Annotated in this window: 15 protein-coding genes; 1 reads left to right on the plus strand and 14 read right to left on the minus strand. The window is 41.8% G+C overall.

The genetic code is table 11. The features are described from left to right. Nucleotides 1-287: 287 nt before the first annotated feature. The 3 genes from K245_RS0107645 to K245_RS26470 form a co-directional block, all read right to left on the minus strand. Complete coding sequence (locus tag K245_RS0107645) at nucleotides 288-503, minus strand: hypothetical protein (RefSeq protein ID WP_084156168.1); 216 nt, start codon at nucleotides 501-503, stop codon at nucleotides 288-290. A gap of 479 nt (nucleotides 504-982) precedes the next feature. Next, complete coding sequence (locus K245_RS0107660; RefSeq protein WP_027358813.1) at nucleotides 983-1,462, minus strand: PilZ domain-containing protein; 480 nt, start codon at nucleotides 1,460-1,462, stop codon at nucleotides 983-985. Between the two features lie 200 nt (nucleotides 1,463-1,662). Beyond that, nucleotides 1,663-2,955, minus strand: a complete 1,293-nt coding sequence (locus tag K245_RS26470) for a GGDEF domain-containing protein (RefSeq protein WP_051283969.1) — start codon at nucleotides 2,953-2,955, stop codon at nucleotides 1,663-1,665. A 282-nt stretch (nucleotides 2,956-3,237) separates the two neighbouring features. Here K245_RS26470 and K245_RS27190 point away from each other — a divergent pair, with 282 nt between their 5' ends. After that, a complete protein-coding gene (locus K245_RS27190) occupies nucleotides 3,238-3,540 on the plus strand; it encodes a PilZ domain-containing protein (protein WP_084156169.1) in 303 nt (100 codons plus the stop codon). A gap of 159 nt (nucleotides 3,541-3,699) precedes the next feature. Here K245_RS27190 and K245_RS0107675 read toward each other — a convergent pair whose 3' ends face one another. From K245_RS0107675 to nifD, 11 genes are all read right to left on the minus strand, one after another. Further along, nucleotides 3,700-4,866, minus strand: a complete 1,167-nt coding sequence (locus tag K245_RS0107675) for a LeuA family protein (RefSeq protein WP_035276765.1) — start codon at nucleotides 4,864-4,866, stop codon at nucleotides 3,700-3,702. Continuing rightward, entirely contained in the window at nucleotides 4,856-5,656 is an 801-nt protein-coding gene (locus tag K245_RS23565; protein WP_084156170.1) for a sulfate/molybdate ABC transporter ATP-binding protein, read from the minus strand. The genes K245_RS0107675 and K245_RS23565 overlap by 11 nt, the downstream gene beginning before the upstream one ends. Nucleotides 5,657-5,730: 74 nt before the next feature. After that, a complete protein-coding gene (gene modB / locus K245_RS0107685; RefSeq protein ID WP_027358816.1) occupies nucleotides 5,731-6,393 on the minus strand; it encodes a molybdate ABC transporter permease subunit in 663 nt (220 codons plus the stop codon). Between the two features lie 22 nt (nucleotides 6,394-6,415). After that, nucleotides 6,416-7,174 carry a molybdate ABC transporter substrate-binding protein gene (modA, locus tag K245_RS0107690; protein WP_027358817.1) on the minus strand — a complete coding sequence of 253 codons (759 nt, stop codon included), beginning with the start codon at nucleotides 7,172-7,174 and terminating at the stop codon, nucleotides 6,416-6,418. Nucleotides 7,175-7,341: 167 nt separating this feature from the next. After that, nucleotides 7,342-7,860, minus strand: coding sequence for a GNAT family N-acetyltransferase (locus K245_RS0107695; RefSeq protein WP_051283970.1), 519 nt, complete (start codon nucleotides 7,858-7,860; stop codon nucleotides 7,342-7,344). Nucleotides 7,861-7,910: 50 nt separating this feature from the next. Further along, nucleotides 7,911-8,213, minus strand: a complete 303-nt coding sequence (locus tag K245_RS0107700; RefSeq protein ID WP_027358819.1) for a (2Fe-2S) ferredoxin domain-containing protein — start codon at nucleotides 8,211-8,213, stop codon at nucleotides 7,911-7,913. Nucleotides 8,214-8,530: 317 nt separating this feature from the next. Next, nucleotides 8,531-9,802, minus strand: a complete 1,272-nt coding sequence (nifB, locus tag K245_RS0107705; protein ID WP_027358820.1) for a nitrogenase cofactor biosynthesis protein NifB — start codon at nucleotides 9,800-9,802, stop codon at nucleotides 8,531-8,533. 157 nt (nucleotides 9,803-9,959) lie between these two features. Then, nucleotides 9,960-11,330, minus strand: a complete 1,371-nt coding sequence (locus K245_RS0107710; RefSeq protein ID WP_027358821.1) for a nitrogenase component 1 — start codon at nucleotides 11,328-11,330, stop codon at nucleotides 9,960-9,962. Nucleotides 11,331-11,499: 169 nt separating this feature from the next. After that, nucleotides 11,500-12,882 (minus strand): nitrogenase iron-molybdenum cofactor biosynthesis protein NifE, encoded by a 1,383-nt coding sequence (gene nifE, locus K245_RS0107715; protein ID WP_027358822.1) that lies wholly within the window; start codon nucleotides 12,880-12,882, stop codon nucleotides 11,500-11,502. Between the two features lie 245 nt (nucleotides 12,883-13,127). Then, on the minus strand, nucleotides 13,128-14,504 hold the full coding sequence (gene nifK / locus K245_RS0107720) for a nitrogenase molybdenum-iron protein subunit beta (protein WP_027358823.1): 1,377 nt from the start codon (nucleotides 14,502-14,504) through the stop codon (nucleotides 13,128-13,130). Nucleotides 14,505-14,702: 198 nt separating this feature from the next. Then, a complete protein-coding gene (gene nifD, locus K245_RS0107725; protein ID WP_198013851.1) occupies nucleotides 14,703-16,358 on the minus strand; it encodes a nitrogenase molybdenum-iron protein alpha chain in 1,656 nt (551 codons plus the stop codon). Nucleotides 16,359-16,422 lie beyond the last annotated feature (64 nt).

A 16,422-nucleotide genomic window follows, 5' to 3' on the forward strand; every position in this document is an offset into this window, starting at 1 on the left:
ACCCTCTGCACGAGCCGTATCAGGTTCGCTTTCGCTATGTACCATTCTCTTCCTGTCGCTTCCTTCAAACCCTACCGTTACCAGTAGCGCCCTTGCGATTCGGATTGATTTCCCCTCGGACGGGGCATCTCTGCTTTCTTTCAAACAGACGGGGGCACGGCTTTGCCGGGCAAACAAAAAAATAGGAGCACATATATGTGCTCCTATTAATTCTGATGATCTCGCAAAAAGTCCTAAATGGCTTTATCGTCACTTTTTGCATCATGTCAAATATATTAAATATATTTTTAGCTGCAGCAGGAACTCGAAGTACCGCACCCAGAGCACCCACCTCCGTTAGGTGAGCTCAAATCAAGGCTTGATGACACTTTAAAGCCCATTTCATTGAAATCAATATGAACAGGGGTTGCAGCCTTCAAAAACTCGTTATCTGCTATGTATTTATGACCACCCACTTCGAACACCATATCAGAATTTTTGGCTTCATCCAGAGCCAATGCCAATGAGGGGCCTGCTCAGCCACCACTTGTCAAAAAAACCCTGATAGGCATTACAGCCCGTCCTACAAAATATTCAGCAATCTGCTTCTGGGCAGATTCCGTAACATCAATAACCATGAAATCCTCCTAAAGTTAAAATTGACACTTTGAAAGTAATTATAACCATTAATTTGTCAATGCAAGAGGTTTCATAGAAAATATTAATTAAAACAGCAACACGTAATGCCTTTTGATAATAACAATCTTGACAGAATCAAAAGCCAGGGTTTTCTCTTTCCCATTTTATTTGTGCGCCTATTTCTGAAAGTATGAAATACCTGTTCAAAACTTTTGATAACTCCGCGCTATCAGGAGGTCTTTGAGTCGTCGCTTCTATGAAGTCATATATTTTATTTAAGGAGAATATCAATTCACGATTAATTTCAAACTTGCATGCAACGTCATCCAAAAAGGCCTCCAGCAGTCAACTGATCTTGACTTTATCAAATGTTTACAGCTCTCATATATTTCATATACTGATTATATTCATGGTTTTCTTCACGTTTTTCTCTGATACCTGGATGCCCGGGACTATGATTAATTATGCAAAAATTATTGATAAAATCACTAATACCCTGACTAAGATATGAGTCAAGGTCATTAAATTCAACAGCAAGGGTTTTCATGCTTATATCAATAAAAGAAGGATCTGAGTTATCTGCTTCATCTCTGACAATCCTGCATTTTATATTATCCAGAAAAAAGCCGTGGTTGTATGAAAAAAGCGTCAACTCACCACTCCTATCATCAGAAGCACTTTCAAGGTCATCTAAGTACCTGAAACATAACCCACCTTTGCAAAAATTATCGATAGTACCAACAAGCAGCCGGCCGGATTTAAATGCCGCATACATTCCTTCTTTTACAGGATATCTTCTAGTGCTTCTTCTTTCCATGGTTAATTGCCTGTATTTGGTTTTCATATCTACCTCCATAAGTCAGAGTAAACGGGCATACTTCTGAAGAGTATGAAAGCAATATATATACCATTAAATTTAATCTTTAAAATTCAGTATTTTAAATAAATAAGGCTGAAACAAAAGGGAAAAATATACTTGTTTAGCCAAAAATTTGACGAAGAGTTAAACAGCAATTAAGTAACAGGATTACAAATTACATAAAGTCACGCAATACTCACACAATTTCTTCCAGCTTGCTTTGACTTATAAAGTGCCTGGTCAGCTATTTTCATTATATTTTTAGGGTATTCACCAGGAAATGCTATTGAATCAGCCACACCCATGCTTGCAGTTATTACAACGCTCTTCCGTGAGGAACTTTTTTCCTGTCCCCTTTTATTGGCCGAGCTTTTTTTTCTTCCTGTCTCTCTTATTATGAATTTGTGGTCTGCAAGGTCAGCTCTGAAAGAATCCAGTAGAGGAAAAGCTTCTTTAGCGTTTTTGCCTGGAAAAACGACTGTGAATTCCTCGCCGCCGTATCTATAGGCATTTCTTCCAAAAGATCCGTTAAGCCGGGTTGCAACGAGTTTAAGAACCTGATCTCCAGCCTCGTGCCCGTACGTATCGTTAAATTTTTTAAAATGATCAATATCAAACATAGCTATAGCGTACTTTTTGCCAAGATTGATCATCGCATCTTCCAGACTTCTCCTCCCGCCTATACCTGTTAATTCATCAACATAGGCTTTCATAAACGAAGCCTCAAGCAAAGCTGCCATAAAAATAAAGCCCGCAGAAGAAAAAAAGATCATTTCATTTTCTGGTTTTGTTGTATAAAAAACAGTCATGATTGCAGCAATGACGCCTAAATAGCCTGCAGAATCAGGATCGTGCTTCATTGCAAGCCTTATTGCAAACCAGGAAAAACCAATAAAGATTAAAAAAAATCTAGCCGCATATGCGAATTCATCCTTGGTCGAACTATCTAAAAAAAGAAAAGCATCAATCTTTTCAATAATAAACAAAAAACCATCCCTGAACCTGAACGGAATATTGGGTTCAATAACATCAGATAATACATTTTTCCCCAAAAGATAAACAAGTAAACCTGCAACAAATACGAATGCAAGGTTATTAAGGGTTCGTACTGATAAAAATCTCTTTCTGGATTGAAGCGAAAAAAAAATAAAAAACAGGGGCGACAAAGCAAAAAAGGCATTTGACAAAATAACATGATTATTTTGTTCTACAGAATAAAGCCGGTTCAGAAAGTAAAGCAATATCAGGTATGCTGAGCTGAAAAAATATCCGGTATTATTATATCTCGCCCCAGCTATTGCCGAGGCTGACAATATGAAATAAGGCATCACTGTCAGGAATCCGAATATGTCAGTAAATGCGTGAAGTCTGAAAAGCAGAAAAACCAGTTTTGACCAGAAAACTGATAATAATCCCGAAATAGCCAATATAAGAACAGGAACAACAAGCGCTTTTAAAAGCCTCTTGAACAAAGGCATAAAAAATCCTCCTTTAAAAAAAAGCAAGAATTACATTCCCGGACATTTTTTTCAAGAAGGTTATTATGCTATCAAAAAAAGCATGTATACCTGATATAGAATAATTGCTGTAATAGCTGGACCAGTTATTCATCACGGATCATTAACTAAAATATCACTAATTATCAATAAACAACTTTCAAAGAGCTTGACTAAATCAGAAAATATATATAATTCAACCAAACTACAATAATCAATCATATACTTATCATTTTATCAATAGATAATTACAATTAAATAACAATGAAAGAAAAAAGAAACTTTTTACGTTGTAAAACAGAATTGAATGTCAATTACTCAATTAGTGATTTGCAGTACCATGGCAAACTTATTGATATATGCCAGGGTGGTATGTTTATCAATTCATATGAAGCTTTTGCAATAGGCAACGATATCTGCCTGTCTATCAAAATCCCAAACAGCAGCACATCTTTTAGAATTAATGGGTATATAACAAGAAATGAAGATAAAGGATTCGGGGTCAAATTCAAAGAACCGATGAATGCGCTTGGATTCTCTGAGGATCACGCAATTGCTTTTTATTAGCCGTAATCTTTGAACAGGTGAAAAAGTCCGATTACCGTCATTCCGGCGCAGGCCGGAATCAAGAAGTGGCTGAAATTATAGGATGCCGGATTTACCGGCCATCAGTCGTTTAAATTACATCTGGATCCGGCCTTTGCAGGAATGGCTTTTGTGTTTTTTTTAAGATGCAGGCCTCCTGTTCACATTAATTGAGCAGTTTTCAACCAAAGAAATAAGATCTTTTTCACTCAGAGTATTTTTTATCCTCGCCTCAAAATGTTTTCTGACTGATTTAAGTATTCTAACTGCCTCAAGATCCGTAACATTAATACCCATGGATTCAAGAACCTTTTTTATTGAAGCTCGCCCTGAATGCTTTCCAATGATAAAACTTTCTGATGAGCCAACTAATTCGGGGTTAAAAGCCTGATATGCAAGAAAATCAATAATCTGTCCATGAACATGGATACCTGATTCGTGGACAAAAGCCTTTTCTCCCACAATTGCCTTGTTCACAGGGATTGGAATTCCAGATGCTTCAGATACTTTTTCGCATATTTTTTTTAGCGCCTCTGTCTTCATGATCGTAGACCCTGGTTTTTTAAGAGCAAGCCACAGTGCAATTTCTTCAAGAGGAGTATTTCCCGCCCTCTCTCCAATGCCGCAGACTGTTGCACTGACAGCGGCGGCTCCGGCCTCTATGGCAGATACTGCATTTGCTGTCGCCATGCCAAAATCATTATGGCCATGAAATTCAATTATTGTTGAAGATAGTACAGAAACAAGGCTTCTTATCATTTCATAAATCTCCGAAGGAGAAGAAGATCCAACCGTATCTGCTATTCTGACCCTTGAAACCCGACTTTTTTCAGCCTCTTCAACAAAAGTTTGCAGAAAACCAAAATCGCATCTTGTTGCGTCCTGGGCACCAACATAAACCCTGTCAAACATTTCAGATGCTTTGCCTGCTATTATTGAAAGATTATCTATTGCCCATGCCCTGCTCTTTCCTTGAATCTTAAGATGGCGATCAGAAACAGGAAAACTGATATGAACATCAGATACTCCTGACTCAGCCGCAAGTTCAAGATCCGTCATATGAGCCCGGCACCATGCAATGATGCGTGATCTGCATCCTGAAGATGATAGTTTTTTCAGAAAATGCACTTCGTCATCACCCATTGCAGGAATACCTGCTTCAATTTCATCGATTCCGGCATCGGAAAGCATCATGGCTATTTCAAATTTTTCTTCCCTGGAGAACGAGACGCCAGGAGCCTGTTCCCCATCTCTCAAGGTTGAATCTATAAGAATGATATTTTTATTATTGATATTTTCATGCAGCATGGTTTGCCTCGCATTTTACTTTTAATCTTTTATCAAAATAACAAAGACGATCAGAGCTAATTTCAAAAATATCCTTTCTCTTCCAGCACGACAAAAGCTCTGAGACCTTTTCATTTTCCGGCTTCAAAAAAATTTCCGATGGCGTTCCAGTCTGCTGAATCTTTCCATCTGAGTACACAATCATTTTATCAGCGAGCTCAAGCGCTTCAGGAAAATCATGGGTAACAAGCACAACCGGAATATTGAAAGTCCTTTGCATTGCTTTAAGGACGCTTCTCATTTCCAGTCTGATCATGCTGTCAAGGGCTGAAAAAGGCTCGTCAAGAAGCAAAACAGATGGCTTTACGGCAAGCGCCCTTGCAAAGGCCACCCGTTGCTTCTGTCCGCCTGAAAGTCTTGTGGGATTTTTTTTCTCAAGTCCTTTCAAGTGAAATAAGTCAAGCATCTCGTAAATTCTTTCTTTTGAGTTTTTCTTTTCATGCTTGTTAAGGCCGTAAGCTATGTTTTCCTCGACAGTCATATGAGGGAAAAGTGCATAATCCTGAAAAACAAAACCTGTTTTGCGTTTCTGAGGGCATTCGTTTAAGCCCGAAGACGAATCAAAAAGAGGTTTGCCATTAAGACAAACACTACCTGAATCTGGAGTCACAAGACCTGATATGGCTTTGAGTGTCATGGTTTTTCCTGATCCGGAATATCCGAAAAGGGCCACAAGCTCGTTCCCTGCTTCCCATTTGACATCAAGATCAAACTCTCTGAGGCTTTTTTTTATATAAACTGAAATCCCCATACCAGACTCCTTTTTGGGCAATAAAATTTGCCGCTTGTGGATCGACTATTTTTCAAAAGCTTCGCAAACAACTTTCAGATTTTTCGTGAATATCTATTGGCTAAATAAAGAATTGCCCCTGAAAAAATGGTCAAAAAAATAACCATTATATGTCCCTTCCCCCATTCTCCAGAGCTAGCAAATGAATATATTGCTATTGGCATTGTATTTGTTTTACCAGGAATATTTCCTGCAAGCATGAGCGTTGCGCCGAACTCACCGATCCCCCTTGCAAACGAAAGTACTGCCCCGGCCATAATCCCTCGCCTGGAAAGCGGTAGAATTATTTTCAAAGCGGTTTCTAATTCTGATCTTCCAAGCGTGTAAGACGCATTCACAAGATTTTCATCAACTTCTTCAATGGCTGCCCTCGCTGTTTTGATCATCAAAGGAAGCGATACGACATAAGAAGCAAGGACAGCCGCCTGCCATGTGAACATCACTGTCCAGCCTGTCATTTCATATATTAAACTACCGATGATCCCGTTTCTCCCAAAAATAACAATAAGATAATAACCTGTAACAGTGGGAGGGAGAACCATTGGAAGCGTCAGCAGAACGTCGAACATTTCCTTCCATTTAAATTGCTTTCTTGCGAGAATATAAGCAATCAGAACTCCGCTTGCTACAACCATTATGCTTGAAACAATGGAGACCTTGAGAGAAAGCATTATTGGAAAAAAATAAGTCGAATTCATACCTTAAACCTTATCCAATATTTCATTGCACAGGAGAAAAGCCATGCTTCTTTAGTATTTCAACCGCTTTTTCAGTTACAAGAATATCCAGAAACTTTTTTGACGCTCCTTGATTTTGACTTGCCGCAACAAGTGCAGCAGGATAAATTACTGGGGAATGCGAATCAGCCGGAGCCTTGACAGCAACAATAACTCCTTTTGGAACAGACATGGCATCTGTTTCATAGACAATCCCTGCATCGACCTCATTTCTGACAACATAATCAAGGGCCTGTCTGACATTTTCTGAAAGCACTGTCTTTGTTTCAAGCTTTTTCCAGAGATCAAAATGAGTCAATACTTCTTTAGCGTATTTTCCTGCTGGAACTGTGGCAGGATTTCCGATGCATATTTTTTTAATCTCAGGCTTTGCAAGATCATCAAAAGATGAGATTTTGCCCACTGATCCTGACGGTTTGACAAGGACTATTGAATTTGAAGCAAAATTAATCCTGGAGTCCTTTATAATAAGGCCTTTTTCAGACAAATCATTCATATCTTTTTGAGAAGCAGGCGCAAAAACATCGACCGGAGCGCCTCCTTCTATCTGTTTTTTTAAATCACCAGACGCTCCAAAATTAAATATTATCTTTTCACCATTATTGATTTGCTCATATATTCTGCCTATTTCTTCAAAGGCATTTTTGAGGCTTATGGCTGCTGATACGCTTATTTCCCCGCAATAGCCCGAAGATGTTACAAAAATTAAAAGAATCGCAAGAATAGAAGTTTTTCTGAACATTTTATTCTCCTTGATGAGTGAGTTATTTTATGATTGTCTTGCAAAAAGTCAAAAATGGATTCCTGCCTTCGCCGGAATGACTGGGATCGGACTTTTTTTGAATTTGTCATTATATCACTAAAATTTAGTTTGATATAAAATCAAGATATTATGCAAATGCTCAAAAATCAACCAATAATGTTTTCGGAATAATTTCTAAGACATATCATCCTGGTCATGTTCCAGCCCGTTTTCCTATAGAAACCAAGAGCTCCGTAATTATCCCTGTCAGCAAGAAGCTGAAGCCTTGAGATTCCTTTTTTTTCGGCCCATAAAGCCACATTTCTGATTAGCGCCTTGCCGATGCCTTTTTTTCTGAAATCAGGAGAGACAACCAGATCCTCAATAATTCCTGCAGGACCGCCCTCGGATGTTGAAATTATGGTCTGACACGAGCACATGCCTAAAACCCGGCCTTGAAATTCTGCAACAGCTATATATGCTGAATAAGAATCGATAAGAGCTGAAAGACCTTTTTTCTGTTTGGCCCTGTCGATAATATAATCAGGTTCAAGCTTGAAAAGGATTGCGATGAGATCAGCCAAGTCTTCGATATCATCTTTTGTAGCTGGCCTGACCCTGACTCTTTCGGCTGAATCTTTTCTAAGCACAACTTCCTTTCTGAAAACAGTTGCTGCTGATCCCATGAAAAAACTCCTTTTTAGAGGTGCGTTAGAATCACGCACCTCTAATTTTATTAAAGCAGATATGATTCCGCAGGCTTACCATCTTCAAGCGCATCAAGAATCTCATCAATAATATCTTTTGAATCAACCCCGCCAAACCAGTAGTTCTGAGGATAAACCACAAGGACTGGTCCTTTTTCACAAGCCTTCAAGCATCCAGTCGATGAAATCATTGCATCAAGACCGCGATCAAGAATTTCCTCCTCAATATACTGCATAAGGGTCGCACCTGACTTTTTATGGCAGACTCCCTGGGGTTCTCCGCTGATTCTGAAACTTGAGCATACAAAGATGTGATATGTTGGCGTTCTCATGTTTTGGTCTCCTTGATCTGAAATTAATATAAACAGGTTGGAGTATATCGAACCTGATTTTCTTTTTTGTTTGCCTCCGGCGGGTCGCTTTTTTGAAAAAAAGCTCCGCAAAAAACTTTATGATTATTGGGGCATAGGTGCCTTTTCACAAAAAACCTCATTATTAATAGCAGGCATCTAATCTGACATAGGTTATTCCAATTCGCATTCAAGATGACAGCAAAGCGGCAAGGAGAAAAACCCGGAGACATACGTTTTTTGTACGTCGAGGATTTGAAGATGCAGGCAATGCAGCTGCCGCTTGAATGCGGTTGAAATCACATGCACCCCATTCCTCCGCCTCCACACCCTTTTGCCTGAAACGGCCTGAGATGATTAAGGTTTTTTCCTGTCCAGAATCCTGGAAGAATGTCAGAAATCATACCTTCCAGAACATTCACATCTATTCCGTGACCAGTCAGAACTCTCTTGGGTGTGTCCCCTATTCCGCTGACCATGAGCGCCGAACAGTCAGAAATTACACTTGCAATCTTCTCCCACCTTGTATCTCCTCCGCCCTGGGGAGGAGCCTCTCGAACATCAAACAGAACCGGAAGTCCTGATTCTTCCTTATAAATGTAAAGTTTGCGAGCTTCGCCAAGGTGCTGGTTAATCAGAAGCCCTTCCCGGGTTGCAACTGCTACATATCTGCCAGATCCTGGGACAGCTTTTTTCATCGGGATCAGGTTCTCCATTTTCTGATATGATTGCAGCTTTTCCATTATCTCGTCGGAATTGCTTTCACCAAGACATCCGACTGCATCTGCTCTGCATCTTGCACAATGGGTCATCTGGGACATGAATTCGCCTGCCTCTGACCTTGCCTTTTTCAAAGCCTCGTGATCTGGTTCTCCAATCCCTTCAAACGCTGCTCCCTCGCAAGGATAATGAGGAATAATGTTCATGATGTCAGCACCGAGACTGTAAACTTTCTCGGCAATATCCCTGATATGTTCAGTATTTATACCAGGGAGAAGAATCGTATTTATCTTGATCTTGATTCCGTATTTTTTTAGAAGAGCTATTGCTTCAAGCTGTTTTTCAATGAAAGTTGCAATTCCTTCGGACGCGCTCAAAACACGCTTGCCATGCCTGAACCAGGCGTATACTTTTTCTCCCACTGCCGGATCAACAGCATTAACAGTAACTGTAACGTGGCTGACGTTCAGTTTTGCCAGCTCAGGAACATAAGGCGCAAGATTAAGACCGTTTGTTGCAAGACAAAGAATCATTTCAGGATACTTTTCATTAACGAGCCTCATGGTTTCCATCGTGTCCTCTGCATTTGCAAAAGGATCGCCAGGCCCTGCTATTCCAACAACCGCTATGTTTTTCTTTTCAGAAAGAATGTCATCCAGATATGCAAGTGCCTGATAAGGACTGAGAACTGCGCTTGCCACTCCTGGTCTGCTTTCATTCACACAGTCAAACTTGCGATTGCAGAATCTGCACTGAATATTGCATCTTGGAGCTACAGGCAGATGTACGCGGCCATATTTTTTTCTTGCTGATGCGTTGAAACACGGATGATTTTCAAAACTGTTTTCCATGGCGTATCTCCTTTAGTCCAAAATGAACTGAAACCCTTATTCAATCAATTATTCAAAAAATATCGGGAAACCGGCCTCCGGCGGGTCGCTTTTTTGGAAAAAAGCTCCGCAAAAAACTTATGGTTTTGTTGCCCCTATTCTTGTGAATCCATCAAAGCTATATATAGGTGTATCCAATCTCAGATTCCTCCTGCATATTCTCAATCAAAGTATTGCAGATTGAGTCAAAAAAGGCCTGGGTCCCCCGATAGCCAATCTGAAGTATCCTTGCGCCGCCCATCCTGTCGTGAATCGGCATTCCAGCTCTTAAAAGAGGGACTCCGGTTTTTCTGCTCATAGCAAAACCCTTGCTCGAACCAATCAGAATATCAGGAGAAAGTTCTTCAACAGCTTCTTCAATGTCTCTAAAATCTGCCGAGTCAATTATGCGGATATCCTTTTCATCAAAATCAGACACAGCTTCTTTCATGGCAGCAACAAATCTGCTGCTCATGTCGCCAGACGCTGCAATCACCGGAGTTATGCCGATTTCAGACAGGAAGCCGCAGATTGCCGTAACCATGTCTGCCTCGCCAAAAACAGCCGCCGTCTTTCCTGCAACGTATTTATGACCGTCCACATAGCTGTCTATCAGTCTGGCCCTTTCTTTTTCATATTTTTCAGGAACAGGTTTTCCGGAAGCATGTGAAAGCTCATTCATGAATAAATCCGTAGCTTTCACACCAATCGGCCTTTCCATTTTTCTGGCAGTAACATGAAACTCCTTTTCCAGATATTCAGCAGCGGATAATCCTGATGTTGACACCTTCCCGAATTCCACTGACATTACCGAAGCTCCCATGCACTTTATTTCTTCAACAGATGTACCGCCTGAAGGAAGTTTCTGGTATTCAGCCCAGGGGCCACCATCAAGGGTTTCGCTGTAATCTGGAAGGATGACTGGCTTAAGGCCGAAATCCTCGCTAATTTCTCTGAGATGCCTCAAATCTGCTGTCGAAAGCATTCCTGGAAGAATATTCACAACAGGTTGTTCAATTGATTCTGGCTTATCTGCTCCAGCAATGGTTTTAACCATTGAAAGAACAGCAGCCTGGAAACCGTCTGCATGGGTTCCTGCATAACTCGGAGTCGATGCAAACGGCATTGAAGGAAGACCAGTTATGCCTTTGCTGATTCTAAGCTCCCTAAGTGCAAGAGGGACGTCCTCGCCAATTGTTTCTGAAAGACAGGTACTTGCAACGCCAATCATTTCTGGAGAATACTGACGGACAATATTCAAAAGACCAGTCTTCAAAGCTTCTCCTCCGCCAAAAATTGTGGAAGCTTCGGAAAAATTAGACGCCGCAATATCAAGGGGTTCCCTGAAATGGCTGATCAGATAGCGTCTTATATATGTCGCGCAGCCCTGGGAGCCGTGCAGAAAAGGGATCGCACCCTTTACTCCTTTATATGCGAGGCAGGCTCCAAGCGGAGCGCACAGTTTGCAAGCGTTCTGGGTAAAATCACGGTTTGGGATGTTTGTTTCCATGCTGCTCTCCTTATATAATCAAGCCTGATAATTAATCAGCTGCAAGCGGATCGCTTTTTTGAAATAAGCTCCGCAAAAAACTTATGGTTTCATTTTTTTGTCAGATGCCTAACAAATCCATAAAGTTTTTTGGGGGTGTGGGGACTTTTTTCAAAAAGTCCCCACGTTCTTACGCCGCCTTTCCTGAAGATTCTTTTTTTACTTCGTTTCTTGCAGGAAAAAGCTTCCATACAGGACTTAAAACCGTATTCCTGACTTCTCTGGCAAAGTGAAGCATGCCTTCAAAACCTGCCAGGGGAATTTTCCTTTCGTGATTATGATCGCAGAAGCCAATGCCCATTTTGTAGGCTATAGGCCTTTCTTTGACTCCGCCTATAACAAGATCGGCCTTTTTCTCGATTATGAATTTTGCAAGTTCAAGCGAACTGGCATCATCCACAATTATGGTTCCTGGATCGCAGATTTCCTTTAAGGTCTTGTAGTCTTCTTTTGCCCCTGTCTGGGAACCGATTACAACCACATCCATGCCTATGTTTTTAAGGGCCTTGAGAAGCGAGAAAGCCTTGAATGCTCCGCCCACATAAACGGCTGCTTTTCTTCCTTCAAGCTGCCTTCTTATGGAAAGGACTTCAGGATGTATTTCAGCAATCTCGGCTTTAATCATCTCAGATGTATTTTTCAGAAGCTCTGCATCACCGAAGAATTCTGCCACATCATAAAGAGCCTTGGCTGTATCCTCGACTCCAAAATATGAAACCTGGATGTAAGGAATTCCGAATTTTTCCTTCATCATCTTTGCAAGGCCGGTCATGGAGCCGGAACACTGCACCACATTTAGAGATGCAAGCGGAGCGTTTCTGATATCATCAACCCTTCCGTCTCCTGTCATTACAGAAATGATGTTGACGCCCATTCTTCTGTAGTATTCCTTTATTATCCAGGCCTCTCCGCCGATATTGAATTCTCCGAGAATGTTTATGGCAAACTTAGGCTTTTCATCCATATTCGGACTGAAATTATCAAACAGGGTGAAAAGAGCCTGACATGCCGCTGCATAACCATCCTTTTTTGTTCCCTTAAATCCTTCTGAGTGAACAGGAATCACAGGAATGCCGGTTTCTTCAGTTACTTTTCTGCATATTGAATCAACATCATCACCTATTACTCCGACTATGCAGGTAGCATAGACAAAGGCAGCCTTGGGTTTGTACATCTCGATCAACTGAGTAAGAGCCGCATAAAGCTTTTTCTCGCCGCCAAATATGACATTTGTCTCCCTCAGATCAGTTGAAAAACTCAAGCGGTGAAGCTGCGGGCCTGATGAAAGAGCTCCTCTTATGTCCCAGGTATAAGCCGCACAGCCGATGGGGCCGTGAACAAGATGAAGAGCATCAGCAATCGGATAAAGAACAACTCTTGACCCGCAGAAAACACATGCTCTCTGGCTTACGGAACCTGAAACGCTCTGGGATTCGCATTTCATTTCAAAGTCATCATTGCCCTTGGTGAATATCTGCTTCTTGCGTTCGTCGAGTATTGATATATCTGTCATGGCTATTCTCCCTTGATTTCAGATTTTTGATTGATGATTTTTGTTATGTGCTTGCCATCCAGAATCAAAAATCAGGATTCCAAAATCTAAAATCCATAAAGTTTTTGCGGAGCTTTTTTTCAAAAAAGCTACTCGCCGAAGGCATACCAGCCTACATTCCTGAACTGGGAGGGCGATTGACTGCCCTCCCGCTCCGGGCTTGCGCGCAGCATCAGTTATTAAGCAAAATCACGTGTGCTGCGTTATTACATAACCAATTCAAAATTTTCTTCCGGTGCATCCCGATCCTTTCTTTCAAGAATCGCATCGAGAATTTTTTCAACAAGACGCAAACCGCCTTTATAGCCTACAGTCGGAAAGTAACTGTGTCCCACCCTGTCCAGAATCGGGAAACCGTATCTGATGAACGGTATATCTTCGTCTCTGGCTATGTATTTGCCGTATGTATTAGCTATTAAAAGATCAACCGGCTCATTCTTTATCCACTGATGAAGCATAAAAAGGTCAGAATGAGACTTAACATTCACCTTCACAGGAAGATGCTTTGTAAGATCCAAAATCGTCTTTTCAAACTGCTTTCCAGGGGTTCCAGTAACGACATGAACTGGGTACATGTCGATGCTTACAAGAAACTCGGTAAGAGCTATCAGCTGATCAGGATCACCTGCTATTGCGACTTTCTTTCCGTAGAAATACTGGTGCATGTCAGTGATCACATCCACAAGCTGACCTCTGTCCCTGTTGATGGAATCAGGTACGCTCACGCACGCCATTTTCCTCAAGGCATCCACATATCTGTCCGTGCCGTGAAGGCCGATGGGCAGATCAAGGATATCGCATTTCACTCCGCATTTGGTTTCAAGAGCCAAAGCAGCCGCAGAAGAAGCTGTTTTCCCAAGAGCGATTGTTGCCATGCTGTCGCCGGTTGATTTCAGATCCTCAACACTCACACCGCCCCGGGGAAACATGTGATATCGACCGGTTTGAGGACCGTTCAGGACATTCGACGTATCCGGAAACATGATTGTCGATATTCCCATTTCAGAGGCGATTCTCTTAATTTCTTCCATGTCCGAAGGTTCGACATAGCCTGGGATGATGTTCATTTTACCATTTTTGACTTCAGTTTTTTCAGAAAGACAGTTGACCATGCCTTTTACCATATTGGCAAAACCAGTTACATGCGAACCAACGTAGCTTGGAGTGCTCGCATATATGATATGCTTACCCGCCGGAACCTTGCCTTCTTCATGCGCCTTTCTTGTAATCTGTGTAAGGTCATCACCTATTGTTTCAGAAAGACAGGTTGTATGAACCGCAATCACCTCAGGATTATAAATGGTGAATATATTGTCTATGGCCTGCACAAGATTGGACTGACCGCCGAAAACAGACGACCCTTCTGTGAATGAGCTTGTGGCTGCCATGACCGGTTCTTTATAATGCCTGGTCAGAGTACTTCTATGGTAAGCGCAACAGCCCTGGGAACCATGACTGTGAGGCAGACATCCCTTCACACCCAAAGCTGCATACATCGCGCCTATTGGCTGGCATGTCTTTGCCGGGTTTATGGAAAGAGCGCTTCTTTCTTTTATTTCTGTTGGAGTGTGTCGAAGCAGCATAAGAACTCCTTTATTTCTGTAATGTGGACACGCCACCATTATTTTCTCGTAAGTCGGACAAGAGTACTCTTTTGCTCTTACTCCGACAAAAACTCAGTTTTATGAGGATCAGGGCAAAGGGGAGACTTTGGCAGCCTTTTATCTATCGCCCTGATCCCCAACCGGAAGGAGAGGATTTATCCGGATATCTTTTTCAGGCTAACTGTTTGCGAATGCTGCAGAAAGCTCAGGATTCAAATCCCATGGAGCTTTTGAGTATCCCCATATTTTGCTGTTAACCATACGGTCAATATCTTTGTAAAAATTGACGGCTCCCTTGAATCCAGCATAAGGCCCGCCATAATCATAGCTGTGAAGCTGTTTGAGCGGGATGCCGTGTTTCTGGACAGCATATTTTTCCTTGATGCCCGCACAAAAAATATCAGGCTTAAGATTTTCGATTATATAATCAGTCTCGTACTGGCTGATATCGTCTATGACAAAAGCCCCATCCTTCATTTCAGGCATCATCCCCACATAATCTGCCCAGTCGATTCCTTCTTCCTTGAGCTTTGCAAGTTCTTCGGCGCTTTTTCTCGGTTTGTACCGGACTTCATCAGCAGAGACCTCAAGCTCTTCGATATTCCTTGAGTCGGCGTCCACTTTGATTGTCGGAATAACTTTTCTGCCCTCATAGTCATCGCGATGTCCGAATTCATAGCCAGCCATGAGAGTTGTCATTCCAATTTCAGAGAAAAGCTCCTGATAATGGTGAGCTCGTGACCCGCCAACTACCAGGGCCGCTGTCTTGCCATTGCACCTTGTTTTTACATCAGCCATTACCATTTCAACCTCAGGCATTTCTTCTGCAATAACTTCCTCAACTTTTGCTATGAGTTCAGGATCTTCAAAATATGCCGCTATCTTCCTGAGAGATTTGGCAGTCGCCGCCGCGCCTATGAAATCAACCTTAAACCATGGAATTCCGTATTTTTTCTCCATCATTTCAGCCACATAATTGATAGATCTATGGCACATTACGGTATTCAGATCGGCAGTATGGCTGTTTGCAAAGCCGTCATATGTCGAGTTGCCACTGAATGTCGAATGAAGCGTAATTCCGCATTTATCAAAGATCCTTTCGAGTTCAAAAGCATCGCCGCCAATGTTGTATTCACCAAGTAGATTAACCTTGTACTTGCCCTTTTTTATAGTGTCATCCAGACCTATTATATGTGTGAACAAGCCATTGTTTGCTATATGATGTCCCGCTGACTGGCTGACACCCTTGTAGCCTTCACAGCTGAAGGCAAAAACGTTTACGCCGAGCTTTTCCTTCATCTCTTTGGCAACAGCATGCACGTCATCACCGATAAGACCTACCGGACAGGTAGAAAATATGCTTATGGCCTTAGGTTTAAAAAGGTCATAGGCTTCCTGGATACATGCCTTGAGCTTTTTCTCGCCGCCGAAAACAATGTCCTCTTCCTGCATGTCTGTGGTGAAACAGTATGTCATGAAGTTTTCATCAGTCTCTGCTTCTGGCTTTGTCTGGTTGCGTCTTGTAAGCCATGAATAAAAACTGCATCCTACGGGGCCGTGGGTAATATTCACGATATCGCGGGTCGGCCCCAGAACAACGCCCTTGCATCCTGCGTAACTGCATCCTCTCTGGGTAATTATGCCAGGGATGGTTCTTACGTTCGATTCTATTTCAGGAACACACCCGTCATCACACACCTTATTTACCATGATGTGTTTGGCCCTCTTTCTGGCCACTTTGGACGGATAAATCCTGGTCATATCAGTCTTGATTTCCTCAGGAGTCATTTCTGTTCCGTTGACTTCATATTTTAATGATTCTTTCGTGCTCATAAGTCCCTCCGTATGTCTTATTCCAATCCGCATTCAAGCGGCAGCGGTGTTGGCTATGTCGTCG

It is taken from the genome of Desulforegula conservatrix Mb1Pa, assembly GCF_000426225.1.
Lineage (GTDB): Bacteria > Desulfobacterota > Desulfobacteria > Desulfobacterales > Desulforegulaceae > Desulforegula > Desulforegula conservatrix.